Here is a 25,416-nt window from a genome sequence, read left to right as displayed (position 1 = left end):
CCGTGACACCCGACATCCCCCGCACCGCTCGCCGGTACGGGGGATGTCCCCTGTGGTGACCGCCCCCGCCCGCTCCCGGCGACCCGGACCGGGCGGGAACGCGCCGCCCCCACCCCGGCGACGTGGTGCGGTCACCGGGGGTGCGGCGCGGGCCACCACGACCCGGGTCGCGCACCGCCGCCCGCCCCCGACGAAGGATGATGCAACGATGCCCGAACCGTTGGACGCCGCCCTGACCGAGGTGCGGGAGCTGCTGCTCGACCCCGCGCTGACCCGGGCGGTCGCCGCCGGCCGCCGGCGTGGACAGCGGCCGTCGGTGGTCCGCGCCGAACTGCGTCCGGTCGTCCTCAAGGCCGGTCCACGGTTGCAGATCTCCACCTCCGACGGCAGCCGGCCGTACACCCGCAACGTGGCCCCGGGGGCGGAGGCCGGCTCGGCGGTCGACGCGCTGCTGGCCGAGCCGTTCGGCAACTGGCACGTGGAGACCGCCGACGCCACGCTCCAACTCCGGGTGACCAAGTCCGGCGAGGCGCAGGTGCACCGGGCCGCGGCGACCCGGACGGCGGCGGAGCCGGTCGGGCACGACCGGGCCAAGGAGTACCTCCTCGACCCGGGCGACCCGATCTTCACCGAGATCGGCGGCTCGGCGGCCAAGCGACGCCAGGTGGACGCCTTCCTGCGGGCGCTCGCCGCCACCCTGCCGGAGGAGCTGACCGGGCCGCTGCGCGTGGTCGACCTGGGCTGCGGCAACGCGTACCTGACCTTCGCGGCGTACCGGTACCTCACCGGACGCGGCCTCGACGTCGAACTGGTCGGGGTGGACGTCCGTGAGGACCAGCGGCGGCGCAACACCGAGCTGGCCGAACGGCTCGGCTGGGCCGGCCGGGTCTCCTTCGTCGCCGGCACCATCGCCGACGCGGTGGTCGAACCCGCGCCGGACCTGGTGCTGGCCCTGCACGCCTGCGACACCGCCACGGACGAGGCGCTGGCCCGGGCGGTGCGGTGGAACGCCCGCTGGGTGCTCGCCGCCCCCTGCTGCCACCACGACCTGGCCGCACAGCTGCGCTCCCGTCCGGCCCCGGCCCCGTACGAGCTGCTGACCCGGCAGGGCATCCTGCGGGAACGCTTCGCCGACGTGCTCACCGACGCGCTGCGCGCCGGCCTGCTCCGGCTGCACGGCTACCGGGCGGAGGTGGTGGAGTTCGTGGACTCCCGGCACACTCCCCGGAACCTGCTCGTGCGGGCCCGCCGGACCGGCGCCGCGCCCACCGAGGGCCAGCGGGCCGAGTACCGGGAACTGGTCGACCAGTGGCAGGTCACGCCCCGCCTGGCGGCCCTGCTCGCCGAGGACGCCCCGACCGCCTGACCGCCGTACGCGAGGAGGGGTGGGCGGGTCAGCGGCGCCGGTCGCCGTTGCCGCCCCGGTCCCGGCCGGCACGGTCCCCGGCCGGGCCCCGGTCGAAGGCGGAGACCCGCTCGCGCGACGGCCGCTCGTCCTCGGCCGGCAGGGTCGGGAAGGGGACCACCTTCCCCGACGTCCCGGCGTTACCGGCGGCGGTGAAGGCGTTCCAGGAGATGTCCACCAGCAGCCGCTTCAGCTCGGCGTGCCGTACGGCGGCGCTGCGCTGCACCGCCAGCCGGGCGCCGAGCACCACGCCGACCAGGGTGGTGGTGGTCGCCCCGGTGGCCGCGAGCACGTGCGCCCCGGTGGCCTCGTCGCCGGTCAGCACGAGCACCAGCAGCCAGATCCAGAAGCCGAGGGCGAAGACGCCGGCCTTGGCCACGAAGAAGAGACTGACCGCACCCGGGCGGTGCGGCACCGGACGGACGGGGTCGGTCATGCTGCTCCTCTTCGGTGTTCGGGACGTGCCTGACCGGCCGCGTCCCTGCTGACGGCGGGTCCGTCGAGCCTGGGTGATGCCTGACGATCGACGCCGGCGCACGGGCCCGGGTGGATCCGGGGTCCCGCGCGGGACACAGGGGTCGATCGGTCAATTGCTCCGACGCATCGTCGTACTACCCTGGGGAGGCGCGATCGACACCGCGCCCGGTTCGAGAAAGGGACCACCCCGCAGGCATGGGCTCCGCAGAGGTATCACCGCAGATGGCCTTCGCACGCTTCGTGCGACGTGCCATCGACGACGCCCGCGACGAGCGGGGTTGGACGGTGAGCGACCTGGCGGCGCACACCGGGGTGGGGCGGTCCACCGTCTTCCGCTGGCTGGCCGGCGACTGGCAGGACTACCCCGAACTGGCCAAGGTGCGCGGCTTCTGCGCCGCCCTCGACCTGCCGGTCGCGGCGGCGTTCCGGGCGCTCGGGCTGCCCGACGCCGGTCCGTCCCCGCGTCGTCGCGCCGACGACGCCCCGGTCGAGGCGGACGTGCGGGTCATCCTGGAGCGGCTGGCCGACCCCACCGTGCCGGCCGAGGAGAAGCACCACATCCGCGACCTGCTCCGCTACCTCGCCCGCCGCCCGGTCCGCCGGGCCGGCTGACCCGACGGCACAGCCCTCCCCGGCGGGCGTCGCCGTCAGGCGACGGTGACGGTGAACTCGGCGGTCCGCACCACGCCGGCCACCTGGAAGTCGAGGTACATCCGGTACCGGCCCGGTCCCGGCGCGGTGACCCAGAAGGTGACCGTGTCGCCGGCCTGCGTCGGCTCCGGGTGCACGTGCAGGTAACCGAGGTCCCCCTGGCGCAGCGCGACGAGGTGCCCGTACGCGCCGAGGTAACGCTCCAGGGCGGCCGGGGCGGCGCCGTCGCGGACCCGGAAGCGCAGGGGCAGCGCCCTGCCGACCTCGGGCACGCCCTCGTGACCGACGGTGAATCCGTCGACGGTCGTGGTGGTCGCCGGGGCGGGCAGCGGCCGGGGCGCGTACTCGCCGGGGGCGGTCAGGTCCACCCCGAGGGTGACCGGCGTCTGCCGCCCGTCGTCGGCGACGGCGACGAAGTCCGCGTACGCCCGCCAGACACCGGGCTGGGCCAGGGTCAGCGGCACCGACCAGGTGCCGTCGGCGGCCATCGTCGGGTGCAGGTGCTGGTAGCCGGTGAGGTCCCGGCGTACCACGATCAGGTGCATCGGCTTGTCGTGCACCACGGCGAACCGGGTGACCGCCCGCCGCCGGTCGTCGTGGATCCGGAAGCGGAACTCCCCGGCCCGGCCCGCGACGAGGTCCCCGGCCGACGGGGTGAGGGTGTAGCCGGACGAGGTGACCGAGAGCCCGCCGGCCGCCGTCGCGGCGTCCCCGCCCGCGCCGTGGTCGTGCGCGCCGGTGCCGGGCGCGTGGGTGTGCTCCCCGACGGCCGCCGCGGCGACGCCCGTCCCGCCCGGCGTGGCCGGCTTCGGGTTGGCCCGGCCCAGGCCGAAGCCGAGCAGGACGGCGAGCACCAGCCCGCCCACGGTCAGCGCCAGCCGCAGGGTGCTGCGGTCCGGCCCGACGGGGTGGGCGTCGGTCGCCGACCCTCCGTCCGGGTCGACCGCCGCCGTGACGGATCGCTGCTCGGCCATGCGCCCACGGTACCGTCGGCCCGGACGCCGACCGGCCGTCGCCCGCCGAGCGTGGCGACGCTCGCAATCCGTCCGGCCCGGGAACTTTTCGCACCCCAGCGGTGTCGGATCGGCCCGCATGCCACGATCCGCACCCCGCCCGGTGGGCACCGGGCCGGGCAGCGGATGCTCAGCCGGCCACGGCGAGGGCGAGCGGCAGCACGTCCGGCGCGCCGGTCCGGCGCAGCAGCCGGGCCACCATGGCCATCGTCCAGCCGGAGTCGACCAGGTCGTCGACGAGCAGCACCGGCCCGTCCAGCCCGGCGAGGGCGTCGGCCAGTTCCGCCGGCACGGCGAAGGCGTCGTGCAGTGTGCGTACCCGCTGGGCGCTGTTGCCGCGCGGCCCGCCGGCCCCCGTCGGACCGGTCGGGACGACCTGGCCGAGCAGCGGCAGCCGGCCCACCGCGGCGATCCGCTCGGCGAGCGAACCGACCAACGTCGGGTGGGTGCGGGAGCCGACGGCGACCACGCCGACCGGCCGGCGCGGCCACGGGTCGTCGCCGTGGGCCCACGCCCTGAGCACGTCGACCACCGCCGCCGCCACGTCGTCGGGGACCGGGCCGTCCGCCGCGTCCGGCCCGACCAGGGCGCGCAGCCGGCCACCCCAGCCCAGGTCGGACAGCCGTCCCACGGCCCGACCGGGCAGCGCCTGCTCCGCCGGGGGGATCCGCCCCTTCAGGGGTACGCCCACCGCGTCCAACCCGGTCGGCCAGAGCTTCTTCGGTGGGACCTGGACACCGGGGCGGCCGAGGAAGGTCTGCGCGGTGCTCAGCGCGGTGTCGGTGACCTCCGGGGTGAACAGCGGACCGGCGCAGTTGTCGCAGCGCCCGCAGTCGGTGGCTCCGGCGTCGTCGAGGCACTCGCGCAGGTACCGCATCCGGCAGCCGGGGGTGGCCGCGTACTCCCGCATGGCCTGCTGCTCGGCGGTGCGCGCCTGGGCGACGCGACGCAACCGGGCCTCGTCGTAGGCCCAGGGCTCGCCGGTGGCGAGCCAGCCGCCACGCACCCGGCGCACCGCGCCGTCCACGTCGAGCACCTTGAGCATCAGTTCCAGCCGGGCCCGGCGCAGGTCGACGAGGGGTTCCAGGGCCTGGGTGGAGAGCGGCCGGTCGGTGTGCAGGGCGGCGAGCACCGCCCGGACCTGCTCCTCCGGCGGAAAGGCGAGCGAGGCGAAGTAGCGCCAGATCGCCGCGTCCTCGACGCCGGGCAGCAGCAGCACCTCGGCGTGCTCGACGGCCCGGCCGGCCCGGCCGACCTGCTGGTAGTACGCGATCGGCGAGGATGGCGCGCCGAGGTGCACCACGAAGCCGAGGTCCGGCTTGTCGAAGCCCATGCCGAGCGCGGAGGTGGCGACCAGCGCCTTGATCTTGTTGTCGAGCAGGTCCTGCTCGGCGGCGCGGCGGTCTGCGTCCTCGGCCTGGCCGGTGTAGGAGGCCACCGACCAGCCACGCGAGCGCAGGAACTCGGCGGTCTCCCCCGCCGCCGCGACGGTCAGCGTGTAGATGATCCCGGAGCCGGGGAGCCGGTCGAGGTGGTCGGCGAGCCAGCCCAGCCGGTGTGCCGGGCTCGGCAGGTCGAGTACGGCCAACCGCAGCGACTCCCGGTCCAGGGTGCCGCGCAGCACCAGCGCGTCGCTGCCGTCACCCGTGCTGAGCTGCTCGGCCACGTCGGTGGTGACCCGGGCGTTGGCGGTGGCGGTGGTGGCCAGCACCGGGGTGCGCTCGGGCAGGCCGGCGAGGAAGGTGCGCAACCGGCGGTAGTCCGGCCGGAAGTCGTGCCCCCAGTCGGAGACGCAGTGCGCCTCGTCGACCACCAGCAGGCCGGTGGTGGCGGCCAGCCGGGGCAGCACACCGTCGCGGAAGTCCGGATTGTTGAGCCGTTCCGGGCTGATCAGCAGCACGTCCACCGCGCCGGCGTGGATCTCGGCGGTGATCTCGTCCCACTCGTCGAGGTTGGCGGAGTTGATGGTGCGGGCCCGGATGCCCGCGCGGGCCGCCGACTCCACCTGGTTGCGCATCAGCGCCAGCAGCGGCGACACGATGACCGTCGGGCCGGCGGCGTCGGGGCGGTCCCGCAGTAGCGCGGTGGCGACGAAGTAGACCGCCGACTTGCCCCAGCCGGTGCGCTGCACGCAGAGCACCCGACGCCGGTCCACCACCAGCGCCTCGATCGCCCGCCACTGGTCCTCGCGCAGCGTGGCGTGCTCGCCGGCCAGCCGGCGCAGCACCGCCTCGGCCCGCTCCCGTACCGCCGCCCGATCCTGGCTCATCCGGCATTTCTACCAGCACCGGCCCGCCGGGGTCCCCGCACCGCCCACCGTCCCCGGTCGGACGTGAATGCCACGGTGAATGGTGCGAACGGGAAGAGAGGCGGCCAAGTCGGCGACCACCGGAAGGGGGTCCGCACCCGGCGGGATCTTGCATTGACAGCAATTGGTCAGACATTCGACGGCGCGAGCGGGTCGGGCTATCGTCGAAAGCGCGTCGAGCAGTGGCGACAACAGAATGGCCAGAACGGTTCGCGGATACGACCGCCTGGAGGATCCGGTGCCATTGGGATACCCGAATTCCGCATTCCGTTACGAGTTGCTCGACGACCGGCCGGTCGGCCGTGGGGGCTGCGGCACCATCTGGATGGCGCGGGACCTGCTCTTCGACGAGAAGGTCGCGGTGAAGACCGTCAACGAGAGCCTGGCGCTGCACGGCGATTCCCGCGTGCAGCGCAGCTTCGTCAAGGAGGCGATGGTCGGGGCCCGGCTCGGCAGGCTGAGCCGGCACGTGGTGCCGGTGACCGACCTCGGCGTCGCCGACGACGTCCCCTACTTCGTGATGCCGTGGATCGAGCCGTGGCGGGACGGGCACATCGACATCTCCCCGATGATGGGGGCGGTCTCCCTGGCGCAGACGAGGACGATCCTCTTCGAGGTCGCCGAGGCGCTTTCCGTGGCGCACGCCCACGGCATCGTGCACAGCGACGTCGCGCCCTGGAACGTCGTGCGGTCGGAGGCCGACCACACCTACAAGCTCGCCGACTTCGGCCTGCTCAAGATCCTGGAGAGCCGCCTCGTCTCGATCGGGTCCGGCAGCCTCCTCAAGGGCGGGCGGGCCCTCTTCCAACCCCCCGAGGTACGCCAGGACATCTCCGCCGTCTCCCCGGCCGCCGACGTCTACGCCCTCGCCGTGACGTTCCGCGTCCTGCTGGAGGGACCCGACCACCTCCGGCGGGCCGGCGGTCCGCACCCCACCCCCGGGGTGGTCCGCATCCGGCACGAGCAGCGGGACGCGCCCGACCAGGCGCGCCAACTGCTGACCCGGTTCATCGACCGTCACTCCCCGGACGACTCGGTCGACGAGTTCGTCCAGCAGTTGCGCCGCGTCCCGTGAGTCCCGACCGCCCCCGGGAGGTTCCCCGATGAAGCGAGCCATCGCCCACATCCCCTCCGCCGAGATGCTGCGGCTCAAGCCGGTGGAGTACTGGCTCGGCCGGTTCCCCGACTTCGTCCGCCGGTCCGCCACCGAGATCGTGCTCCCCGCGGTCGGGACCTTCGGCCCCTCCTTCGAGTCCGAGGTCCACCCGATCCCGCCGGCCCTGCGTGGCCACGAACTCCTGCCCGACTGGGTACGCCAGGCCCGCGACCTCCTCGGCGACGAGGGGGCCATCTGGGCGAACATCATCATCGACGGACAGTTCCTCGACAATTCCGCCATCTGGCAGAAGAACCAGTACGACCAGGAATTCGCCCAGGTCTGCATCACCCATCCGACGGTGCAGCGCATTCTGCACCAGATGATCTCCGAAATCCTGGAGCACGGCGTCGACGGCGTCGTGCTCGACCTCACCGACGCGTATCCGAACTCGGGGTCCGACTCGTACGCCGGCCTGAGCGCCCACTGCTTCTGCGCGTACTGCATGGACGCCATGCGGCTGAAGGGGTTCCGGGAGTCGAAGGACGCCTTCATCGGGGACGACAGCATCCTGCGGCTGGCGTTGCGGGTGGAGGACGACGGCACCGCGTACGTGGACACCCCGCAGTCGTGGATCGACCACCGCAACGCCGACGCGCTGGTCTCCCTCGCGCTGGCGCGCCGCATCGTCTCCGGCGACTCCCAGCAGCTCACGGCGGAGGCGATGCGGCTGCTCGCGTACCTGCGGGCCCGGGTCCAGGTGACGGCGGAGGCGGTCCGGGCGGTGCTCGCCCCCTGCCGGGACAAGGGCAAGCGGACGGCGGTCATCCTCGGCAGCGCCGACTGCGACTGGTCCAGCATGGTCACGCTGGAGGCGCTGCACACCGCCAAGAGCGCGAGCGAGTACTGGCTCCCCGACTCACCCGACCCGCAACTGGTGGCAGCCGGCGAGCAGATCGTCCAGTTCCTGGCCACCCGCTCGACGTACGGGTTCAACCGGTTCTTCGAGACCGTCGAGGACGCCGACAAGCGGATCGTGCTGTTCGGTATCGACGAGTTCCTGAAGAACCTGATGAGCACGTCGAAGCGGCTGATGGGCAACAAGCTCAGCGCCGGCGCGGCCTACGTGGTCGAGCACCTGCCCGAGTTCGCGGGGTTCGTCGGGATCCCGCTGGGCCAGCAGGACCACCTCGACATCGTCGAGCAGCTGACCCATTCGGTGACCGGCGTCGTCCTGCCCCAGGAGCTGCTGATGAAGTTCCGGATCGTCGAACCGTCCCCCTGACCGCCGTCGCCCGGGCTGGCGGCCGCCGTCGGCCGCCAGCTGGCGGCCGACGGCGGCCGCCGGGCCGGCCTCGCTCAGGTGGCGGCCGGGGGCGGCCCGGGAGGTGGCAGGAAGACGAGGACGTCGCGCAGGTGCTCCGTCACGACCGGCGGGAGCAGGCAGCGCCCGGCCAGTTCCTCCACCGACGAGTACGGGCCGCGCAGCAGCCGGTCGGTGACGATGTGCCGGCACTGGTCGGGGGTCAGGCCGGGGAGCCCGGCGAGCACCTGGTCGCTCACCGCGTTGACGTCGACGAGCCCGCCGTCGTCGAAGACGCGGGGCAGGTCGGGGCGACCGATGGCCAGCTCGTGCCGGGCTGCCGGGTGGTGGTGCAGGAGGTAGCGGGCCTGCTCGCGGCGTACCCGCCGCTCATCGCCGCCCCGCCGGTCCACCACGCCGAGGGCCCGGCGCACCGCGCCCCGGAAGCCCCGGCTCAGCAGCACGACGTGCACGGTCCCCACGCACCAGCACACCGCGAGCACGCTGAGGACGTAGAGGAGTTCCCCGTCCGGGGGCTCCGCGTCGGGGTCGCTCGTCACGGCCAGGTAGAAGAGGCTTCCGATCAGCGCGAGGTAGCCCAGCCCCGCCAGGGCCAGCCGCCAGCTGCGCCGCCAGGCCGCGTACCCGAGGACGACCGCCCAGGTGAGGGCGCCGAACGACAGCAGGACCACCGCCGTGGCCACGACCGTCGCCGTCACGCTCATCCAGCGCGGCGGGTGCCAGACCGCCCCGGCGACCGGCCCGGCCGGCGGGACCGGCAGGACCGGCGGGGTCGGCATGACCGGCGGGGTCGGCAGGACCGGCGCGCCGGAGGTCGACGGCCGGCCCGCCGGGACGGGCGGCCCGCTCACCGTCGCGGCGGGAACCGGGCCGTACCGCACCTGCGCAGCGACGGGCACCGGATCGCCCGGTACGTCAGCCGGGACGGGCACCGGGTCGCGCGGCACCGGAACGACCGCCGCCGACGAGGCGGCAGCTGCGGACGGAGCGGCCGGCTCAGTCGGGGCGGCCAGCGCAGGCGGGGCGGCCGGCGCAGGCGGAGCGGGATGCGTCGGAGCGGCCGGGGTCGGCGATGCGGGATGCGTCGGCGGGGCGAGGGTCGGGTCGGAGCGCAGGATGCGTCGGTGCAGCTCCTGGAGCGCGTTGCCCGGCTCGATGCCGTACTCCTCGCGCAGCAGCTCACCGATCTCCCGGTACGCGGCGAGCGCCTCGGCCTGCCGGCCACTGCGGTAGAGGGCCAGCATGAGCTGGTGGCGCAGCCGTTCCCGCAGCGGAAACCCGGCCACCAGCTCCACCAGCTCGCCGGTCAGCTCCCGGTGCCGACCCAGCTCCAGCTCCAGCTCGATCCGGGCCTCCAGGGCGGCGGCGCGCAGCTCGCCCAGCCGGTGGCGGGCGGAGTCGAAGAACGGGCCGGGCAGACCGGGCAGCGGCTCGCCCCGCCACAGGTCGATGGCCGACCGCAGCTCGGTGACCGCCTCGGTGACCCGCCCCTCCGCCCGGGACTGCTGCGCCCGGCGCACCGCCCGTTCGAACCGGACGGCGTCCACCGCCTCCGGCGGCACCCGCAGCAGGTAGCCCGCCTCGGTCAGGGTGACCACCTGCCCCGGCGTACGCGGGGAGCGCTCCGGCTCCAGCACCCGGCGCAGCCCGGCGACGTACTTCTGCACCACGTTGGGACCGTTGGCCGGCGGATCGTCCGGCCAGACCGCGTCCACGATCTGCCCGGTGGGCACCGGGCGGCCCGCCGAGAGCAGCAGGACGGCCAGCACGGCGCGCTGCTTGCCCGGGCCGGTGTCGATCTCGCGGTCGTCGTGCCAGGCCCGCTGAGGACCGAGGATCTCGAAGCGCAGCGTTCCTGACATGCGATTTTCCGTTCCTGACACCCCCGCTCCCGCCGGCGGCGCCCGCACGGCAGTCGGACGGCAGCATAACGGCAGCGATCCCGCAGTGGCGGCCCGCAGCATCGTCTCGGCAACCGCCGAACATGCGAGAGAGAGATCTGCGATGACACAGCGCACCCGTACCGCCGGGTTGATCCGTCGGGTCGTCACCACCACCGCCGCCGTGGCCGCGACCGCCCTGGTCGCCGGGTGCGAGCCGACGGCGTCCGGTCCGGCCGCCGTGCCCGCGACGAGCGCCGAGCCGACGCCGAAGCAGGCGCTGCTCGCCGCCGTCCCGGACGGTACGGAGGGGACGTTCCGCTTCAGCGGGAAGTCGTCCACCGGCGACGTCTCGGGGCTGGTCGACCCGACCGCGAAGGGGATGGAGCTCTCCATCGCCAACAAGGACGCCGAGCTGGGCTTCACCATGCGGATGTCGTTCCGGATCGTCGCGGACGACCTCTGGATGAAGGTGCGGTTCACCGGCGCCGACGGGCTCACCGGCCTGCCGAAGCTGCCGGACCGCTGGCTGAGGCTGGACCGTGCCAAGCTCACCGACGCCGAGAGCGCGCCGGTGTGGGAGGGCGTGGACGTCGGCAACACCGGCCCGCTGATCGAGGCGGCGACGCGCGTCGAGGAGCAGGGCGCCGGGAAGTACACCGGCACGATCGACCTGACCTCGGGCGAGGCGGCGAAGGCGCTGGAGGCCGAGGAAATGACCGCGCTCGGCGACGCCGCGAAGGCGGTTCCCTTCACCGCCGAGGTCGGCGCGGACGGCAACCTGAGCCGGCTCACCCTCCAGGTGCCGGCGGCGGGCAAGCGCAAGGCGTACCCGTACCTGGTCGAGTACCGCGACTACGGCACCGCGCCGAAGGTGGACGCCCCCACCGGCAGCGCCGCGCAGGACGCCCCGAAGGTGGCGTACGAGCTGCTCGCCGGCTGAGGCGACGAGGGGGACGCGGCCACACGGGGGGCCGCGTCCCTTCCTTCGTCGTACCCGCGTCGGCGGGGCCGGGTCGGCGGGGCCGGGTCGACGGGGCCGGGTCGACGGGGCCGTCACTTACAGAGAAAGAGTGGCTATTCGGCGCTCAATAGCCACGCTATCTCTGTAAGTGCGCGTTCTCTGTAGGTACGCGCGGCGGCGGGGGTGCAGCGGGTGGGGGATCAGCGGCCGAGGACGGATCCGCCGTTGACGCCGAGCACCTGACCGGTGACGTATCCGGCGGACGGGCCGGCCAGGTAGCGGACCGCGGCGGCGATGTCGTCCGGCTCGCCGGCCCGCCCGACGAGGGTCGCGGCGACCCGCTTGGCGTGCCCGTCCGGGGTCATCCGGTCGCCGAAGAACTCGGTGTCGGCGACGTAGCCGGGGCTCACCACGTTGACCGTGATCTGCTCCGGGCCGAGCTGGGTGGCCAGGTCGTACGCCCAGCCGTGCAGTGCCGCCTTCGCCGCCGAGTACGCCCCGCCGCCGCCCCGCTGGGCGGCGATCGAGCTGATCAGGAGCACCCGACCGCCGGGTCGGCGCAGCGCCGGCCGCAGCGCCTCGGTGAGCAGCACGGCGGTGAGCACGTTCGCGTCGAGGTTGGCCCGCCAGTGCGCGGCCACCCCGTGCAGGCCGGACGTGTCCCCGCCGAGGTAGCCGCCGGCGTTGTTCACCACCACGTCGACGGGCCGGCCGCCGACCGCCGTGACCACCCCGGCCGTCTGCTCCGGGTCGGTCAGGTCGGCGGTGACGACGGTGACCGCGTCCTCCCGACCCGCCTCGGCGCGGATCCGCTCGGCGGTCGCCCGCAGCGGCTCGACCCGCCGCCCCACCACCAGCACGTCGAACCCGTCACCGACCAGCCCGCGCGCGACGGCCGCCCCGATCCCCGTCCCGCCCCCACTCACCACGGCCAACCGCTCCCCCACGCCCCGCTCCCTCCGCGATCCCGCTCCGTCGATCATGAAGTTATCGCCTGCGGGCACGGCGTGTCGTGGCAATAACTTCATGATCAACAGGGCGGGGGCGGGGGTCAGCGTGGGGGGCGGAGGGACTTGAGGAGGGGGGTCAGTCGGGTGGTGAGGCTGGCCAGGCCGCCGGGGAAGAAGTAGACGGCCAGGATGAAGACGGTGCCGAGGACGAACAGGGGCTGGCTGAGCGGGGCGCTCAGCACGGCGGGCAGGGCATCGACCGCGTCGCTGGTCCCGAAGGCGGTGAGGCGGTGGTCCAGGTACATGTAGAGGACGCCGCCGAGCACCGGGCCCCAGCGCGTGCCGGGCCCACCGAGCACCACCATCACCAGCAGCGACAGGGTCAGCTCGGACGAGGTCACGTGCGGGCTCGCGCCGCCGACGATCAGGCAGTAGACCACTCCCCCGGCCGAGGCGAGACCGCCGGCCAGGGTGAACGCCACCAGCTTGAACCGGTACGGGTCGAGCCCGAGCACCCCGATCCGCCGCTCGTCGTCGCGCAGCCCGGCCAGCACCCGCCCGGTCGGCGAGCCGGAGACCCGGTGCACCACGAACACCACCAGCGCCAGGTACGCCAACGCCAGCCAGTACAGGTTGACCGTGTTCGTGACCCCGACCAGCGCCTGCGGCAGGCCGGAGACGTCCAGCGGCAGCCCTTCCTCGCCGCCGGTCCAGCCGCCGAAGTTCCGGGCCACCAGGATGGCCCCGACCTGGGCGAAGGCGAGCGTCACCATGGCGAAGGCGATCCCCACGGTACGCAGCGCCACCGCACCGAGCAGCGCCGCGAGGGTCGTCGCCCCGACGACGGCGAAGAGCGCGGCCTGCCACAACGGCAGCCCGGCCCGGGTGACGAGGATGTCGGTGCCGTACACCCCGGCGGCGAAGTAGAGCGCGTGCCCGAAGGAGAGCATGCCGGTGCGGCCGAACAGCAGGTCGTACCCGGCGGCGAGACCGCCGAAGACCAGGCAGACGGCGAGCAGTTGCAGGGTGCCCGGCGAGTTCAGCGGCCCCTCGAAGATCCCGGGCAGGGCAACCGTCGAGTACGGCACGATCGCGGCCACCGCCAGCGCCGCCAGCGGCAGCCACGGCCGCAGCCCGTGCCAGCGCGAGTGCCCCGGGGTCAGTTCCGCCGGCACCGCGGCCGGGGGTGCGTCGACCATCTGGTCGGTCATGCGTGAGCCACCTTTCCGGCCAGGCCCTGGGGCCGCAGCAGCAGCACCACGGCGAGCAGGCCGACCACGCAGATGTCGCCCAGCCCGGAGACGCCGTAGTAGTTGACGAACTGTTGCAGCAGCCCCACCACGACCGCCGCGTACGCGGACCCGACCACCGAGCCCATCCCGCCGATCACCACCACGATGAACGCGAAGATCAGCAGCGAGCCGCCCTGTCCGGGCGAGACGCTGCCGAAGTAGACGCCGCCGAGCGCGCCGGCCAGCGCGGCCGCCGCCCCACCGATGGCGAAGACCAGGGTGAACGCCTTGCGCACGTCGATGCCGAGCGCGGTGACCATCTCCCGGTTCTCCACCCCGGCGCGGATCACCAGGCCGTACCGGGTCCAGCGGAGGAAGGCGAGCAGCGCGCCGAGCACCGCCACCGCGGCGACGATCAGCAGCAGCCCGCCGTTGGGCACGTTCGCGCCGAGCACCGAGGTCACCTGTCGGGTCCACTCGGGGCGCGGGAACGGCCGGGCGTCCGCGCCCCAGGTGGCCTGGAGCAGCGCCACCCCGGCCAGCGAGAGGCCGACGGTGACCAGCACCTGTTCGATGGTGCGCGAGTAGAGCGGCCGGATCAGCACCAGTTCCACCAGCACCGCGACCAGCGTGCCGGCCGCCACCCCGAAGAGCACCGCGAGCACGAACCCGAGGCCGTCCGGGCCGGCGCCGGGCAGGTTCCCGGCAGCCCACCACGTCGCGTACGCGCCGACGCCGAGGAAGAGCCCGTGCGCGAAGTTGAGCACGTCGGCCAGACCGAAGACGAGGGAGAGGCCGGAGGCGACCAGGAAGTAGAGCGCCGCCAGGCCAAGCCCGGTCAGCGTCAGCAGGATGACCGTGCCCATCAGCTTCCGTCCTTCCGCGCCGCCGTCGGGGCGGTCTCGTGCCCGCCGCCGGAGCCGACCCCGAGCAGCGACTTCGTCAGCGCCGTCTCCAGCAGCAGTTCCTTGGCGTCGCCGGTCCAGGCCACCTGGCCGGCGGCGAGCACCACGGCGTCGTCCGCGAGCCGCCGGACCACGGCGAGGTTCTGCTCGACCAGCAGCACCGGCACCGACTCGGCGACCCGTTCCAGCACTTCGGCCACCTCGGTGACCACCTTGGGCGCCAGCCCCTTGGTCGGCTCGTCGACCAGCAGCAGCCGGTTGTCGTTGAGCAGCACCCGGCCGATCGCCAGCATCTGCTGCTGCCCGCCGGAGAGCGAGCCGGCCCGTTGCCGTCCGCGCCGGTCCAGCTCCGGGAAGAGCGCATAGACCTTGTCGTACGCCGGGGTGCTGCCGCGCCGTTCGGCGAGTCGCAGGTTCTCGGCGACGGTGAGGCCGGCGAACACGCAGCGGTCCTCCGGCACGTAGCCGAGGCCGCCGCGGACCAGCCGGTGGGTGGGGCGGGCGAGCAGGCTCTGCGCGCCCATCCGGATGGTGCCCCGCACCTCGCCGTTGCGGGGGGTCAGGCCGACGATCGCGCGCAGCGTGGTGGTCTTGCCGACGCCGTTACGCCCGAGCAGCACGGTCACCCCGGTCGGGGCGACCGTGAACGACACCCCTTGCAGGATGTGCAGCCCGGCGATCCGCACCGACAGGTTCTCGACGCTCAGGACCGGTTCACTCACAGCGACTCCCCCAGGTACGCCTCCTGCACGGTGGCGTTCGCCATCACCGTGTCCGGCGTGTCGCAGGCCAGCAGCGCGCCGTGGTGCATCACGGCGATCCGGTCGGCCAGTTCCAGGATCACGTCCATGTGGTGCTCGACCATCAGCACCGACCGGCCGCTGTCGCCGGTCAGCGACCGGATGACGTCGACCAGCTCGGGCACGTCCTCGGCGCTGACCCCGGCCATCGGCTCGTCCAGCAGCATCACCCGGGGCTCCCCGGCCAGCAGCAGGGCGATCTCCAGCTTGCGCTTCTCGCCGTGGGCGAGGGTGCCGGCGAGCGCCGTACCCCGGTGGTGCAGGCCGACCCGGTCGAGCGCCGCGTCGGCGGCGGCGGCCACCTCCCGGTCGGCCGCCGCCCGCCGCCACAGTTTCATCGAGCCCCCGCGGTGGGCCTGCACCGCGAGCCGGACGTTCTCCCGCACGGTGAGCGAGCCGAAGACCGAGGACGCCTGGAAGGTACGTCCCAGTCCGAGGCGGGCCCGCCGGTGCGGCGGGAGGGCGGTGATGTCCTCGGAGTCCAGCGTGATCCGGCCCTCGGTGGGCCGGCGCAGGCCGGTGATCAGGTTGAACAGGGAGGTCTTGCCGGCGCCGTTGGGCCCGATCACGCCGAGGAACTCCCCGGGCGCGAGGTCGAGGTAGACGTTGTCGACGATGGCGACCTCTCCGATCCGCCAGGTCAGACCGCGGGTGGCGAGCACTTCTCAGCCCTTCATCGGGGTGACCGGCGGGGCGGTCTCGTCGCCGGTCAGGGTCTTCTGGGCGGCGGCCGTGAAGGCGGTGCCGCTGCCGGAGAGCTTGGCCTGGTACATCGGCTGGAGCAGGGCGTGGTCCTCGGCGCGGATGGTCATCTTGCCCTTCACCCCGTCGAACGTCCAGCCTTCGAGCGCGGTGACCATCTTGTCGACGTCGTCGCCGCCCTCCTGCGCGGCCCGGACGACCATCTGCGCGGCGGCGAAGCCGTCGGGGTGGAACAGGTCGATGGCGTTCACCTTGGCCTTGAGCGCCTTGGCGGCCTCGGTGTCGCTGGCCCCGTCGAAGTAGTGCGACAGGAAGGAGATCTTGCTGCCGGCGGCGCCGAAGGTGGGCCAGGAGGCCCGGATGTCCAGGCCGGTGACGACCGTGGTGGAGGTGAGGACGCCCTGCTGGTCGAGGGTCTGCCACATGGCCGGGGCGGTGGTGCCGGCCCAGGCGACGAAGAGCAGGTCCGGCTTGGCGGCCTTGATCTGGCTGGCGAACGGGGTGAACTCGGTCGCGCTGGCCGGGGCCCGGACGCTGCTCACCGTGGCGCCCGCGCCACCGATGACGGCCTTGACGGCGGCCTCGTTGGCGTCGCCGAACGCGCCGTCCTGGGCGAAGACGACGACCTTCTTGCCGGCCGGGTCTCCGATGAACGACTTGGCGGTCACCACGTCCTGGTACGACTGCCGCCCCGAGCGGAACGTGTACTTGTTCGCGCCGGTCACCGCGTCGGTGGCGGCCGGCCCGGAGATGAAGAGGACCTTGTTCTGCGCGGCGATCGGGGCGACCTGGAGCGCCACCCCGGAGGCGGTGGAACCGGCGATGATCTTAGTGCCCTTGCCGATCAGGTCCTTGGCGGCGGAGACCGCCTTGGCCGGGTCACCGGCGTCGTCGACCTCGGTGACCTCGATCTTCCGGTCACCGACCTTGCCGGTGCCACCGGTGGCGTGGTCGAGGCCGGCCTTGAATCCTTCGATGTACTGCTTGCCGTAGCTGGCCAGGGGACCCGACTGGGAGTAGACCAGGCCGACCTTGACCGGGGCGGTGCTGTCACCGCCGCCGGAGGCGGTGTCCTGCGGGCTGCCGCAGGCCGTGGCGGCGAGCGCCGCAGCCATCATCGTGGCGGCGGAGAGGAACGCCCGCCGCGTGTGCCGGACCGTCATCGCGACTCCAGGTGAGGACAGGAAGCATGTGTCGGCTCACGCTAGAAGTGACGTCACCCACGGGCTATGTGGCGGAAACACACAAGTGACAGGGGCGAGGTGGCCGGCCGTAACAATCCCCGGCCCGGTCGGGTCGGCACACGCGTTCGTGGTGGGCGCGGTCGCCACCGCCCCGGTCGGCGCTGTGTCGCCCCCCGCCATCGACCGCCACTCACTGCGTCCGCGCCGGCCGGCGGCCGGCACACCGCAGCCCGCCGTCGTGGTCGGCCGGTCGCGGGCAGCGCCGGCCACCGTCGAGCAGCCGGTCGCAGAAGACCCGGTGGCCGAGCGACGGGGCACCTGAGGTCCGCCGACGCTATCGACCTGATCGCACCGATGGATCAGCACCCACCGACCCCACCGAGATCGTGCTGGATCGTGGAAGTAGTGGCCTTGCCCGCGGGCGGAGGCCACTACTTCCACGATCCAGCAGGCTCACCGTGCGCGAGCAGGCTCACCGTGCCGTGCTCCCGAAAGGCGGGCGGCGGTGATCCATCTGTGCGATCAAGTCGGTAGTCACCCGGCAACACCTGCGCCCCCGCCCGGCACACCAAACGACGGTGGGGCGTCCGGTCGAACCGGACGCCCCACCGGGCTCACGGGAGGCGGCAACCGCAGGGCCGCCCGGAAGGGGTCGATCCGCCCCGGGACCAGCCCATCTGCGGCGATCAGCGCCAGGTCAGGCTCGACCACGCTGACGTCCGCGCCCGACGCGACCGGCATCGGGGCCCAGGCCGACCGAACGCCGGTCAGCGCCGGAGCAGGCCGACCACGCGCCGGTCAGCGCCGAGGGAGGCCGGCGCGGGCCGCCACGGCGGTGTCGGGCTGGTCGGTGAAGACGCCGTCCAGGCCGAGGCCGTAGAAGAGTTCGTACTCGGCGGTGACGTCGCCCCGGGCGTTCGGGTCGGCGCCGATGCGGAAGTCGGCCGGGAGGAACTGGTTCTCGGCGCGGAACGTCCAGGCGTGCACCACGAGCTTCTCCCGGTGCGCGTCCCGGATCACCGTGGTCGGCGCGCGGAGCCTGCCGGCGGCGTCCCGGGGCACGATCAGGTTCTTGTTCAGGCCGACGCCGTCGGCGTAACCGGCGATCCAGGCCAGCCCGGCGGGCGAGGCCAGGTCGGCGTAGCTGCGCGGGTCACCGGCGGCGGTGAAGTCGTACGGGCGGCCGGAGGCGTCGAGCAGCTGCACCAGCGGCACGTCGATCATCCGGTCGAGCCTGCGCAGGTTGGCCGTCTCGAAGGACTGCACGAAGACCGGCGCGCCCCGGTGGGCCAGCTTGTTCTCGCGCAGCACCGCCACCAGCGGCTCCTCCAGCGGCAGCCCGATCGAGGCGAAGTAGCTGGGGTGCTTGGTCTCCGGGTAGACGCCGATGGTCCGGCCCCGGTTCCGGCTCTCCGCCCGGGCCAGGTCGACGACCTCCTGGAAGGTCGGCACCTCGTACCGCCCGTCGAAGGCGGTGTTCGCCACCCGTACCTGCGGCAGCCGCTCCTTGGCCCGCAGCGTCTTCAGCTCGGCCAGGGTGAAGTCCTCGGTGAACCAGCCGGTGACGGTCACCCCGTCGATGGTCTTCGTGGCCTTGCGGGCGGCGAACTCGGGCCGGGCCGCCACGTCGGTCGTACCGGAGATCTCGTTCTCGTGCCGGGCGACCAGCACACCGTCCTTCGTCGGCACCAGGTCCGGCTCGATGTAGTCGGCGCCCGTGCGGATCGCCAGCCGGTACGCCTCCAGGGTGTGCTCGGGGCGGTAGCCGCTAGCACCACGGTGGCCGATCACGATGGGCCGGTGGGTGGCCCGCACCGCGCGGCCCGCGCGCTCGGAGTCGTCCTCGCGGGCGGACGCCGCGCCGGGCACGGCGACCGCCACCGCGAGCAGCGTGCCGGCCAGGCCGAGGGCGGAAAGGGTACGTCGCAACGCCGTCTCCTGTCGTCGATGGGTCGCGCCCAGCAGACCGGCCCGGACTGACCGGCAGTTGGTCGGCGGCTGACCACCGGATGAACCCTCCGGGATACGCGATTCACCGACCCCGGACCGCCGGGAAACAGAAGATTGTCTGATGCGCCGGTTTCTCCGTCATCCCGTCCGGCTGGTGCCGTTGGGATTCCTGGCGGCGATCGCCCTCGGCACCGGCCTGCTGATGCTGCCCTGGGCGACCAGCGAACAGCATTACACCCCGTTCACCAAGGCACTGTTCACCGCCACCTCCGCCGTCTCGGTCACCGGCCTGTCGGTGGTCGACACCTCGACGTACTGGAACACCTTCGGGCTGATCATGATCACCGTGCTGACCCAGGTCGGCGGCCTCGGCATCCTCACCGGCGCCACCCTGGTCATCCTGGTGGTCGCGCGGCAGCTCGGGTTGCGCAACCGGATGCTGGTGCAGGCCGAGACCGCCGAATTCGGCTTCGGCGACGTACGCCGGCTGCTGCTGCGCATCGCGGCGCTCGCCGTGGTCAGCGAGGTGGCGATCACCGCGATCCTGGCCGGCCGGCTCTGGTGGGCCTACGACTACCCGGTCGGGCGTGCGCTCTGGTACGGGCTGTTCCACGCCGTGCAGGGCTTCAACAACGGTGGATTCTCGCTCTGGCCCGACAGCCTGGTGAGCTTCGGCCGCGACCCGTGGATCTGCCTGCCCCTCGTGATCGGCACGATCCTCGGCGGGCTCGGGTTCCCGGCGCTGTTCGAGGTGGTGCGGGCGTGGCGCCGGCCCGCCTCGTGGGCGGTCGCCACCAAGCTCACCGTCTGGGGCAGCCTCACCCTGCTCGTGGTCGGCTTCGTCGGCCTGCTCGCCACCGAGTGGGCCAACCCGAACACCCTCGGCACGTACGACTGGCGGGGCAAGATGCTGGCCGCCCTCACCCAGGACGCGGTCGTGCGCACCGGCGGCTTCAACACGGTCGACACCAACCAGCTCGACGAGGAGACCTATCCCCTGCTCATCGCCCTCATGTTCATCGGCGGCGGCAGCGCCAGCACCGCCGGTGGGATCAAGGTCTCCACCTTCTTCCTGCTCGCCTTCGTCATCTGGGCAGAGGTGCGGGGCGAACCGGACGTCACCGTCGGTCGGAGCCGGATCGCCACCGCCAGCCAGCGGCAGGCCCTCACCGTGGCCCTGCTCAGCGTCGCGCTCGTGGTCGCCGGCACCGTCGCGCTGATCGTGATGACCGAGGGCGTGCGCTACTACCGGGCGCTGTTCGAAGTGACCTCGGCCTTCACCACCACCGGCCTCTCCGTGGGCAGCCCGGACGACTACGGCATGCCGGGCCATCTGACGCTGACCCTGCTCATGTACATCGGCCGGATCGGTCCGCTCACCCTCGGCTCGGCCATCGCGTTGAACACCCGACGACGCCTGTACCGCTACCCGGAGGAGCAACCCATTGTCGGCTAGGAGCACGGACGACAGCGGCATCGTGATCATCGGCCTCGGCCGGTTCGGTTGCCACCTGGCCGGATCCCTCACCCAGCTCGGTCACGAGGTCCTCGCCGTCGACCGCAGCCCGGACCGGGTGCAGCGCTGGTCGGCGCAGCTCGACCGGGTGGTGCAGGCGGACGCCACCGAGGAGGCCGCGCTGCGGCAGCTCGGCGTGGCGGACTTCGGCCGGGTGGTCGTCGCGATCGGCGCGTCGGTGGAGGCGAGCGTGCTGTCCGTGCTGGCCCTGGCCGAGCTGGGCGTGCCGCAGATCTGGGCCCGCGCCACCTCGGAGAAGCATGCCAAGATCCTCGCCTCGGTCGGTGCGCACCACGTGGTGTTCCCCGAGGCGGAGACCGGGGAGCGGGTGGCGCACCTGATCATCAGCCGGATGCTCGACTTCATCGAGTTCGGCGACGACTTCGCCATCGCCAAGGTGCCGGTGCCGCCGAGCCTGGTCGGCCGGCAGCTGAGCGAACTCGTCCCGACCGAGCGCTACGGGGTGATGGTGGTGGGCGCGAAGCTGCCCGGGGAACGCTTCCGGTACGCGGGCCCGGAGACGGTGCTCATGCCGGAGAGCGTGCTGATCGTGGAGGGGACGATCGACCAGGTGCAGCGGTTCGCCACGCTGAGCTGACCCGGGCCGTCAGTCGTCGTCGCCCCCGTCGTCGTCATCGTCGTCCCTTGCCACGGGCGCCGCGGCTTTTTTTGCGCCGTCACCCGACCCCTTGCCGGACTTCGCCTTGGCGCCGCCGCCGGAGCCCTTGCCGGAGGTGACGGTGGAGCCGCCCTTGCCGGCCGCCTTCTTCGCCGGCGGCTTCGCGGCCGGTGCCTTGGCCGGGGCGGTCGTCGGCGTGGACCCGGCCACCCCGGAGACCTGGACCGCGCAGGTGGCGTCGCCGAGGCGGAACTCCACCGGCAGCGGGTTGGCGCCGGTGTACCGGCCGGTCATCGCGACCTTCTCCGAGGCCCCCGGCGCGAGCGCGGTCCGGCCGGCCGCCGGCTGGACGACGACCGTACGCCCCTGCTGACGGGCCACCGCCGGGCTGGCCTTGACCACCTTCTGGGTGCCGGGAAAGGCGAAACTCATGCTCCAGTCCCGCAGCTCCTGCTTGCCGGTGTTGGTCAGCGTCACCTCGGCCGTGAAGTCCTTGCCGGAGTCCTTGCGCAGCACGTACGAGACGCCGCACGGGGTCTGCTGCTGGAGCCCCATCCGCGCCTCGGTGGGCTGGTCCACGCCGCCGCTGGCGGGGCTCTTGGAGGTCAACCCCCACATCGCGGCGGTCACCGCGACCAGGCCGGCGGCGGCCACCCCCGCCTCGACCTTGCGGCGACGCGAGGCCGCCCGGCGGCTGCGGGTCCGGCCGGAGAACGGCAGCGCGTCGGTGTCGGACGACCAGGGCAGGATCGTGGTGCCGGCGCTGGCCAGCAGCGCCGGGTCCGCGAATCCGGGAGCCGGGGAGACCGGCACGGCCGCGATCATCCCGGCCGCCTCGGCCAGGGTACGGGCCACCTCGGCGGTCTGCGGCCGGTCCTCCGGCTGCTTGGCCAGGCAGCGGCGCACCAGCTCCGCCACCTCGTCGGGGAGCCCGGTCACCTCGGGCATCGGCTCCGGGTCGTTGTACATGTGCGCGCGGAGCATCTCGGTGGTGGTGCTGGCCTTCCACGGCAGCCGACCGGTCAGCATCCGGTAGAGCAGCAGCCCGACGGCGTACACGTCGGTGGCCGGGGAGACCTGGCCGTTGTCCAACCGCTCCGGGGCCAGGTAGGCGGGGGTGCCGAGCAGGGCGCCGTCCGGGCCCTTCTCGCTCTCCCCGACCAGCGCCGAGATACCGAAGTCGACCACCTTCACGCCGGTGGAGGTGAGCATGACGTTGCCCGGCGTGACGTCCCGGTGCACCACGCCGCGGGAGTGCGCGGTGGCCAGCGCCGAGGTGACCTCCGCGCCGATCGTCACCGCCTCCCGCCAGGGCAGCTTGCCGTCGCGGCCGAGCCGCGCGGTCAGCGGGCCGCCGTCGACCAGCTCCATCACGACGTACGGCACGGTCAGCCCGACCTGCTCGGACTCACCGTAGTCGTACACGTTGGTGATGTTGGGGTGGCAGAGCCGCGCGGCGGCCTGGGCCTCGACCCGGATGCGGTGCCGGAACGCCCGGTCGGCGGCCAGGCGGGAGGCGAGCACCTTCACCGCCACCTGCCGGCCGAGCACCTCGTCGTAGCCGCGCCAGACCACGGACATGCCGCCCGCGCCGAGTTGCTCGATCAGCCGGTACCGCTCACCCAGCAGTTGTGCGCCGTTCCGGATCGCTCCACCCATGGTCGGACGTGTTGCCCGCAGGCGGGCCCGTTACACCTGGATGGGCGTAATCGGTCAGCAGTGTCACCCGTTCAGGCGGTCGCGAGCAGCTGGTCCACCGGGGCGTAGTCGTCGGTGAGCACCAGCGCGTCGCCGACGAAGGCGGTGAACTCCGCCCCGGCGAGCAGGTCGGGGATCGTGTCCAGGGCGCCGAGACGCTGGCCGAGCGCGTCCAGCGGCAACGGCGCGTCGGAGGCGACGACGAGGAAGTTCGACCCGACCTGCCCGGCGAACGCCTGGGGCGGCGCGACCACCGCGACGTGCCGGAACTCGGCCGCGACGGTGGCCAGTTCGCTGCGGATGAACCGCCCCGGCGGGTAGTCGATGACGTTCTGCACGTAGAGCCCGCCGGGGCGCAGCACCCGTCGGACCTCGGCCGCCATCTCCCGGGTGGCCAGGTGCCACGGCACCACCAGATGCCCGAAGGCGTCCCCGACCACGAGGTCACGGCTGTCGGCCGGTTCGCCGGCGACCAGCATCCGGGCGTCACCCACCACCGCCCGCAGCCCCGGCCCCGGGCGTACGCCCAGCTCACGCCGGTCCAGCTCGACCAGCCCGCCGTCGATCTCGAAGACCACGTTGTCGGTGCCGGGCCGGGTGGCGCTCAGGTAGCGCGGCATGGTGAACCCGCCCCCGCCCAGGTGCAGCGCGTCCAGTCGCTGCCCCTTCGGCGCGAGCACGTCCGCCGCCGCGCCGATCCACTGGGTGTACTCGTACTCCAGGTGGGTCGGGTCGGCGAGGTCCACGTACGAGTGCTGGGCCGAGTTCAGGTACAGCACCCGGCCGCTGGGCCGCGACGGGTCCTCGGCCACCCGGGCACAGTGGTACGCCGTCTCCACGTCGCACGGGTTCGGCGCGACCGCGCTGAGCCCCGCGCCGAGCAGCCCGAGCACCGCCAGGGTGGCCTTCGCCCGGGCCGGGCCGGGCAGCCCGGTGCCCCGCTGCCGACGCAGGTACGCCCCGAGGGCGAGGCCGGTGCCGCCGAGCAGCGCCGCCAGCGCGATCAGGATGACCGTGCTGGGCAGCGCCGCCACCAGCACGAAGCCGGTGACCAGGGTGGCGGTGATGCCGCCGAGGGTGCCGATGCCGGAGAGCCGGCCGACCACCTGCCCGGTGCGCCGCAGGTCGGCCAGTTGGAGCTTCACCACCAGCGGGGTGACCGCCGACAGCAGGGCCGCCGGGACGAAGACGGCCGCCGCGACGAGCAGCAGGATGGCGGTGGCCGCCCCGCCGCGCAGCACCTCACCGGCGTACCGGACCACCGGCAGGGTGACCGCGGAGGCGATGCCGGCCAGCACCAGCGCCGGGGCGAGCAGGCCGCGCGGGTCCCGCCGGTCGGCGAGCCACCCGCCCGTCCACGCCCCGTACGCGATGGCGGCCAACGCGATGCCGATGACCGAGCTGGTCACCTGGAGGGTCACCCCGACGTACGGGCCGACCAGGCGCAACGAGACCGTCTCCAGCACCAGCACGGCGCCGCTGGAGAAGAAGACCAGGAACGCGGCGAGCCCGTTGGGCAACGCGCGGGAGGTGGCCGGGTCGGCGGGTGCCGCCTCGGCCACGACGTCGGAGGATGAGCTGCTCACCGTCGCGATGGTACGCAGCGTTCCTGGTCGCCCGGGTCAGTACATCGAAAGATGAACATGGTTCGTGTGGTCGGCGGCCGGGCTGCCGGAGCCGCTGTACGCCCGCCACCCGGTGTTCGGCATCCAGATCTGCCGGTACCAGATCACGTAGAGCACGCCGAGCCGGCTGGCGTTGTTCTTGTAGTAGTTGGCCAGGCTGTCGCCGTACGCCTTGTCCCCGCCGGTCGCCGTCTCGTCCTTGAACGTGCTGGTGGCGGCGGAGAAGTCGCAGGCACGGCCCTTCGGGTGCTCACCGTCGCCGCCGGTGCGGAAGCACTTGACGTAACGCTTGTAGCCGGCCGCCTGGGCCTGCTGGAGGGCGTGCAGGGTGCGCGGGGTGATGCACCCGTCGGTGGTCGGGTCGTTGACCGAGCAGTTCTCCGACGGCCAGGAGCCGTCCGAATTGCGCGGCGCCGGTTTGGCCGACGACGACCCGCCGCTGAAGCCGGAGCTGACTCCGGAGCTGACGGTGGCGAGCGCGCGTTCGGCGTCCCGCTTCCGCTTGGCCAGGGCGGCGACCTGCTTCTGCTGCTCGCGCACCTCGTTGTCGATGGCGATCTTCGCCTGCGCGGCGGTCTCCTTGGCCTCGACGAGGTCGCGCAGCTTCCTGGCGTCGCGCTGACCCATCACGTCGAGTTCGGCGGCGCGCTGCAGGAACGACTCGGGGCTGGCGCTGTTGAGCAGCGCCGAGGTGGGGGTGAGCCGGCCCAGCCGGTACGACTGCGCGGCCACCTGGCCGACCTGGGTGTTCAGCCCGACCAGCCGCCCCTCGACCGTCTTCAGCTCACCGGTGAGGGCGGCCTGGCGGCGCTTGGAGTTGTCGAGCTTGGCCTTGGCCTCGATGTGGCCCTTGGCGGCGGCCTCCAGCGCGTCGCGCAGCTTCTTGGTGCCGCCCTCGTTGGGCTCCGCGGAGGCCGGCACGGCGCCCCCGCCGAGCAGCAGCGCCACCACGGCGAGCAGCACGATCAACGGCCGGCGTACGCGCGGTCGGGTGCTGGTGGTCCTGGGCACGAAGGTGTCCTTCCCTCTCCCCACGGGGCCCGGTCGACCCCTGCGCGGCGGTGGCCCCGCCGACGGAGCAGGTGGTGGCCCGTTGGCGGGAGACCGCCGGACACGA

The 25,416-nt window shown here is 73.4% G+C and carries 21 protein-coding genes; 7 read left to right on the top strand and 14 right to left on the bottom strand.

Translation table 11 applies throughout. The features are described from left to right. Window positions 1-208: 208 nt before the first annotated feature. Window positions 209-1,366: a class I SAM-dependent methyltransferase gene (locus tag ACPFP2_RS08180; RefSeq protein WP_424087681.1), complete on the top strand. Its 1,158-nt coding sequence runs from the start codon at window positions 209-211 to the stop codon at window positions 1,364-1,366. Between the two features lie 28 nt (window positions 1,367-1,394). Here ACPFP2_RS08180 and ACPFP2_RS08175 read toward each other — a convergent pair whose 3' ends face one another. Further along, entirely contained in the window at window positions 1,395-1,841 is a 447-nt protein-coding gene (locus ACPFP2_RS08175) for a hypothetical protein (protein WP_424087679.1), read from the bottom strand. A 236-nt stretch (window positions 1,842-2,077) separates the two neighbouring features. Here ACPFP2_RS08175 and ACPFP2_RS08170 point away from each other — a divergent pair, with 236 nt between their 5' ends. Next, entirely contained in the window at window positions 2,078-2,494 is a 417-nt protein-coding gene (locus tag ACPFP2_RS08170; protein ID WP_088976188.1) for a helix-turn-helix domain-containing protein, read from the top strand. Between the two features lie 35 nt (window positions 2,495-2,529). Here the strand turns inward: ACPFP2_RS08170 and ACPFP2_RS08165 are convergent, their stop codons facing one another. Next, window positions 2,530-3,507, bottom strand: a complete 978-nt coding sequence (locus tag ACPFP2_RS08165) for a hypothetical protein (RefSeq protein WP_424087677.1) — start codon at window positions 3,505-3,507, stop codon at window positions 2,530-2,532. Window positions 3,508-3,676: 169 nt separating this feature from the next. After that, window positions 3,677-5,815, bottom strand: a complete 2,139-nt coding sequence (locus tag ACPFP2_RS08160) for a DEAD/DEAH box helicase (protein WP_424087675.1) — start codon at window positions 5,813-5,815, stop codon at window positions 3,677-3,679. Window positions 5,816-6,131: 316 nt separating this feature from the next. Between ACPFP2_RS08160 and ACPFP2_RS08155 the strand changes: the two genes are divergently transcribed. Together ACPFP2_RS08155 and ACPFP2_RS08150 are read left to right on the top strand one after the other, a co-directional pair. After that, entirely contained in the window at window positions 6,132-6,929 is a 798-nt protein-coding gene (locus ACPFP2_RS08155) for a protein kinase domain-containing protein (RefSeq protein WP_424087673.1), read from the top strand. A gap of 28 nt (window positions 6,930-6,957) precedes the next feature. Beyond that, window positions 6,958-8,235 carry a hypothetical protein gene (locus tag ACPFP2_RS08150; protein WP_424087671.1) on the top strand — a complete coding sequence of 426 codons (1,278 nt, stop codon included), beginning with the start codon at window positions 6,958-6,960 and terminating at the stop codon, window positions 8,233-8,235. Between the two features lie 74 nt (window positions 8,236-8,309). Here the strand turns inward: ACPFP2_RS08150 and ACPFP2_RS08145 are convergent, their stop codons facing one another. Next, window positions 8,310-10,136 (bottom strand): BTAD domain-containing putative transcriptional regulator, encoded by a 1,827-nt coding sequence (locus ACPFP2_RS08145; protein WP_424087669.1) that lies wholly within the window; start codon window positions 10,134-10,136, stop codon window positions 8,310-8,312. A 142-nt stretch (window positions 10,137-10,278) separates the two neighbouring features. Here ACPFP2_RS08145 and ACPFP2_RS08140 point away from each other — a divergent pair, with 142 nt between their 5' ends. Further along, entirely contained in the window at window positions 10,279-11,097 is an 819-nt protein-coding gene (locus ACPFP2_RS08140) for a hypothetical protein (protein ID WP_424087668.1), read from the top strand. Between the two features lie 221 nt (window positions 11,098-11,318). Here the strand turns inward: ACPFP2_RS08140 and ACPFP2_RS08135 are convergent, their stop codons facing one another. From ACPFP2_RS08135 to ACPFP2_RS08105, 7 genes are all read right to left on the bottom strand, one after another. After that, window positions 11,319-12,065, bottom strand: coding sequence for an SDR family NAD(P)-dependent oxidoreductase (locus ACPFP2_RS08135; RefSeq protein ID WP_424087666.1), 747 nt, complete (start codon window positions 12,063-12,065; stop codon window positions 11,319-11,321). 104 nt (window positions 12,066-12,169) lie between these two features. Beyond that, complete coding sequence (locus ACPFP2_RS08130) at window positions 12,170-13,279, bottom strand: branched-chain amino acid ABC transporter permease (protein ID WP_424087664.1); 1,110 nt, start codon at window positions 13,277-13,279, stop codon at window positions 12,170-12,172. Further along, the gene (locus tag ACPFP2_RS08125; protein WP_424087662.1) at window positions 13,276-14,166 is read right to left on the bottom strand and encodes a branched-chain amino acid ABC transporter permease; all 891 of its coding nucleotides are present in this window, start codon (window positions 14,164-14,166) and stop codon (window positions 13,276-13,278) included. The genes ACPFP2_RS08130 and ACPFP2_RS08125 overlap by 4 nt, the downstream gene beginning before the upstream one ends. Then, window positions 14,166-14,927 carry an ABC transporter ATP-binding protein gene (locus ACPFP2_RS08120; RefSeq protein WP_424087660.1) on the bottom strand — a complete coding sequence of 254 codons (762 nt, stop codon included), beginning with the start codon at window positions 14,925-14,927 and terminating at the stop codon, window positions 14,166-14,168. The genes ACPFP2_RS08125 and ACPFP2_RS08120 overlap by 1 nt, the downstream gene beginning before the upstream one ends. Then, on the bottom strand, window positions 14,924-15,667 hold the full coding sequence (locus ACPFP2_RS08115) for an ABC transporter ATP-binding protein (protein WP_424087658.1): 744 nt from the start codon (window positions 15,665-15,667) through the stop codon (window positions 14,924-14,926). Before ACPFP2_RS08115 ends, ACPFP2_RS08120 begins: the two co-directional genes overlap by 4 nt. Before the next feature lie 3 nt (window positions 15,668-15,670). Then, the gene (locus tag ACPFP2_RS08110; RefSeq protein ID WP_424087656.1) at window positions 15,671-16,870 is read right to left on the bottom strand and encodes a substrate-binding domain-containing protein; all 1,200 of its coding nucleotides are present in this window, start codon (window positions 16,868-16,870) and stop codon (window positions 15,671-15,673) included. A gap of 819 nt (window positions 16,871-17,689) precedes the next feature. Continuing rightward, the gene (locus tag ACPFP2_RS08105) at window positions 17,690-18,820 is read right to left on the bottom strand and encodes a glycerophosphodiester phosphodiesterase (protein ID WP_424087654.1); all 1,131 of its coding nucleotides are present in this window, start codon (window positions 18,818-18,820) and stop codon (window positions 17,690-17,692) included. A 142-nt stretch (window positions 18,821-18,962) separates the two neighbouring features. On the opposite strand from ACPFP2_RS08105, the gene ACPFP2_RS08100 reads away from it, so the two are divergent. Together ACPFP2_RS08100 and ACPFP2_RS08095 are read left to right on the top strand one after the other, a co-directional pair. Continuing rightward, window positions 18,963-20,297: a TrkH family potassium uptake protein gene (locus tag ACPFP2_RS08100; protein WP_424087653.1), complete on the top strand. Its 1,335-nt coding sequence runs from the start codon at window positions 18,963-18,965 to the stop codon at window positions 20,295-20,297. After that, window positions 20,287-20,955 carry a potassium channel family protein gene (locus tag ACPFP2_RS08095; RefSeq protein WP_424087651.1) on the top strand — a complete coding sequence of 223 codons (669 nt, stop codon included), beginning with the start codon at window positions 20,287-20,289 and terminating at the stop codon, window positions 20,953-20,955. The genes ACPFP2_RS08100 and ACPFP2_RS08095 overlap by 11 nt, the downstream gene beginning before the upstream one ends. A gap of 9 nt (window positions 20,956-20,964) precedes the next feature. Here the strand turns inward: ACPFP2_RS08095 and ACPFP2_RS08090 are convergent, their stop codons facing one another. The 3 genes from ACPFP2_RS08090 to ACPFP2_RS08080 all read right to left on the bottom strand — a co-directional run bounded on the left by ACPFP2_RS08090 (window position 20,965) and on the right by ACPFP2_RS08080 (window position 25,310). Then, window positions 20,965-22,635 carry a serine/threonine-protein kinase gene (locus ACPFP2_RS08090; RefSeq protein WP_424087649.1) on the bottom strand — a complete coding sequence of 557 codons (1,671 nt, stop codon included), beginning with the start codon at window positions 22,633-22,635 and terminating at the stop codon, window positions 20,965-20,967. 71 nt (window positions 22,636-22,706) lie between these two features. Continuing rightward, window positions 22,707-24,260, bottom strand: coding sequence for a fused MFS/spermidine synthase (locus ACPFP2_RS08085; protein WP_424087647.1), 1,554 nt, complete (start codon window positions 24,258-24,260; stop codon window positions 22,707-22,709). 36 nt (window positions 24,261-24,296) lie between these two features. Beyond that, a complete protein-coding gene (locus tag ACPFP2_RS08080) occupies window positions 24,297-25,310 on the bottom strand; it encodes a coiled-coil domain-containing protein (protein ID WP_424087645.1) in 1,014 nt (337 codons plus the stop codon). Between the last annotated feature and the right edge of the window lie 106 nt (window positions 25,311-25,416).

The organism is Micromonospora citrea, from assembly GCF_049629545.1.
Lineage (GTDB): Bacteria > Actinomycetota > Actinomycetes > Mycobacteriales > Micromonosporaceae > Micromonospora > Micromonospora citrea_A.
The sequence above is the reverse complement of the archived record's forward strand: the minus strand, read 5'-3'. Positions and strand labels throughout refer to the sequence as shown.

What these genes read in the sequence shown, in the direction of transcription:
- ACPFP2_RS08180 (WP_424087681.1), top strand. Translation starts at nt 209, where the DNA reads ATGCCCGAACCGTTGGACGCCGCCCTGACCGAGGTGCGGGAGCTGCTG.
- ACPFP2_RS08175 (WP_424087679.1), bottom strand. Translation starts at nt 1,841, where the DNA reads ATGACCGACCCCGTCCGTCCGGTGCCGCACCGCCCGGGTGCGGTCAGT.
- ACPFP2_RS08170 (WP_088976188.1), top strand. Translation starts at nt 2,078, where the DNA reads ATGGGCTCCGCAGAGGTATCACCGCAGATGGCCTTCGCACGCTTCGTG.
- ACPFP2_RS08165 (WP_424087677.1), bottom strand. Translation starts at nt 3,507, where the DNA reads ATGGCCGAGCAGCGATCCGTCACGGCGGCGGTCGACCCGGACGGAGGG.
- ACPFP2_RS08160 (WP_424087675.1), bottom strand. Translation starts at nt 5,815, where the DNA reads ATGAGCCAGGATCGGGCGGCGGTACGGGAGCGGGCCGAGGCGGTGCTG.
- ACPFP2_RS08150 (WP_424087671.1), top strand. Translation starts at nt 6,958, where the DNA reads ATGAAGCGAGCCATCGCCCACATCCCCTCCGCCGAGATGCTGCGGCTC.
- ACPFP2_RS08145 (WP_424087669.1), bottom strand. Translation starts at nt 10,136, where the DNA reads ATGTCAGGAACGCTGCGCTTCGAGATCCTCGGTCCTCAGCGGGCCTGG.
- ACPFP2_RS08140 (WP_424087668.1), top strand. Translation starts at nt 10,279, where the DNA reads ATGACACAGCGCACCCGTACCGCCGGGTTGATCCGTCGGGTCGTCACC.
- ACPFP2_RS08130 (WP_424087664.1), bottom strand. Translation starts at nt 13,279, where the DNA reads ATGACCGACCAGATGGTCGACGCACCCCCGGCCGCGGTGCCGGCGGAA.
- ACPFP2_RS08125 (WP_424087662.1), bottom strand. Translation starts at nt 14,166, where the DNA reads ATGGGCACGGTCATCCTGCTGACGCTGACCGGGCTTGGCCTGGCGGCG.
- ACPFP2_RS08110 (WP_424087656.1), bottom strand. Translation starts at nt 16,870, where the DNA reads ATGACGGTCCGGCACACGCGGCGGGCGTTCCTCTCCGCCGCCACGATG.
- ACPFP2_RS08100 (WP_424087653.1), top strand. Translation starts at nt 18,963, where the DNA reads ATGCGCCGGTTTCTCCGTCATCCCGTCCGGCTGGTGCCGTTGGGATTC.
- ACPFP2_RS08090 (WP_424087649.1), bottom strand. Translation starts at nt 22,635, where the DNA reads ATGGGTGGAGCGATCCGGAACGGCGCACAACTGCTGGGTGAGCGGTAC.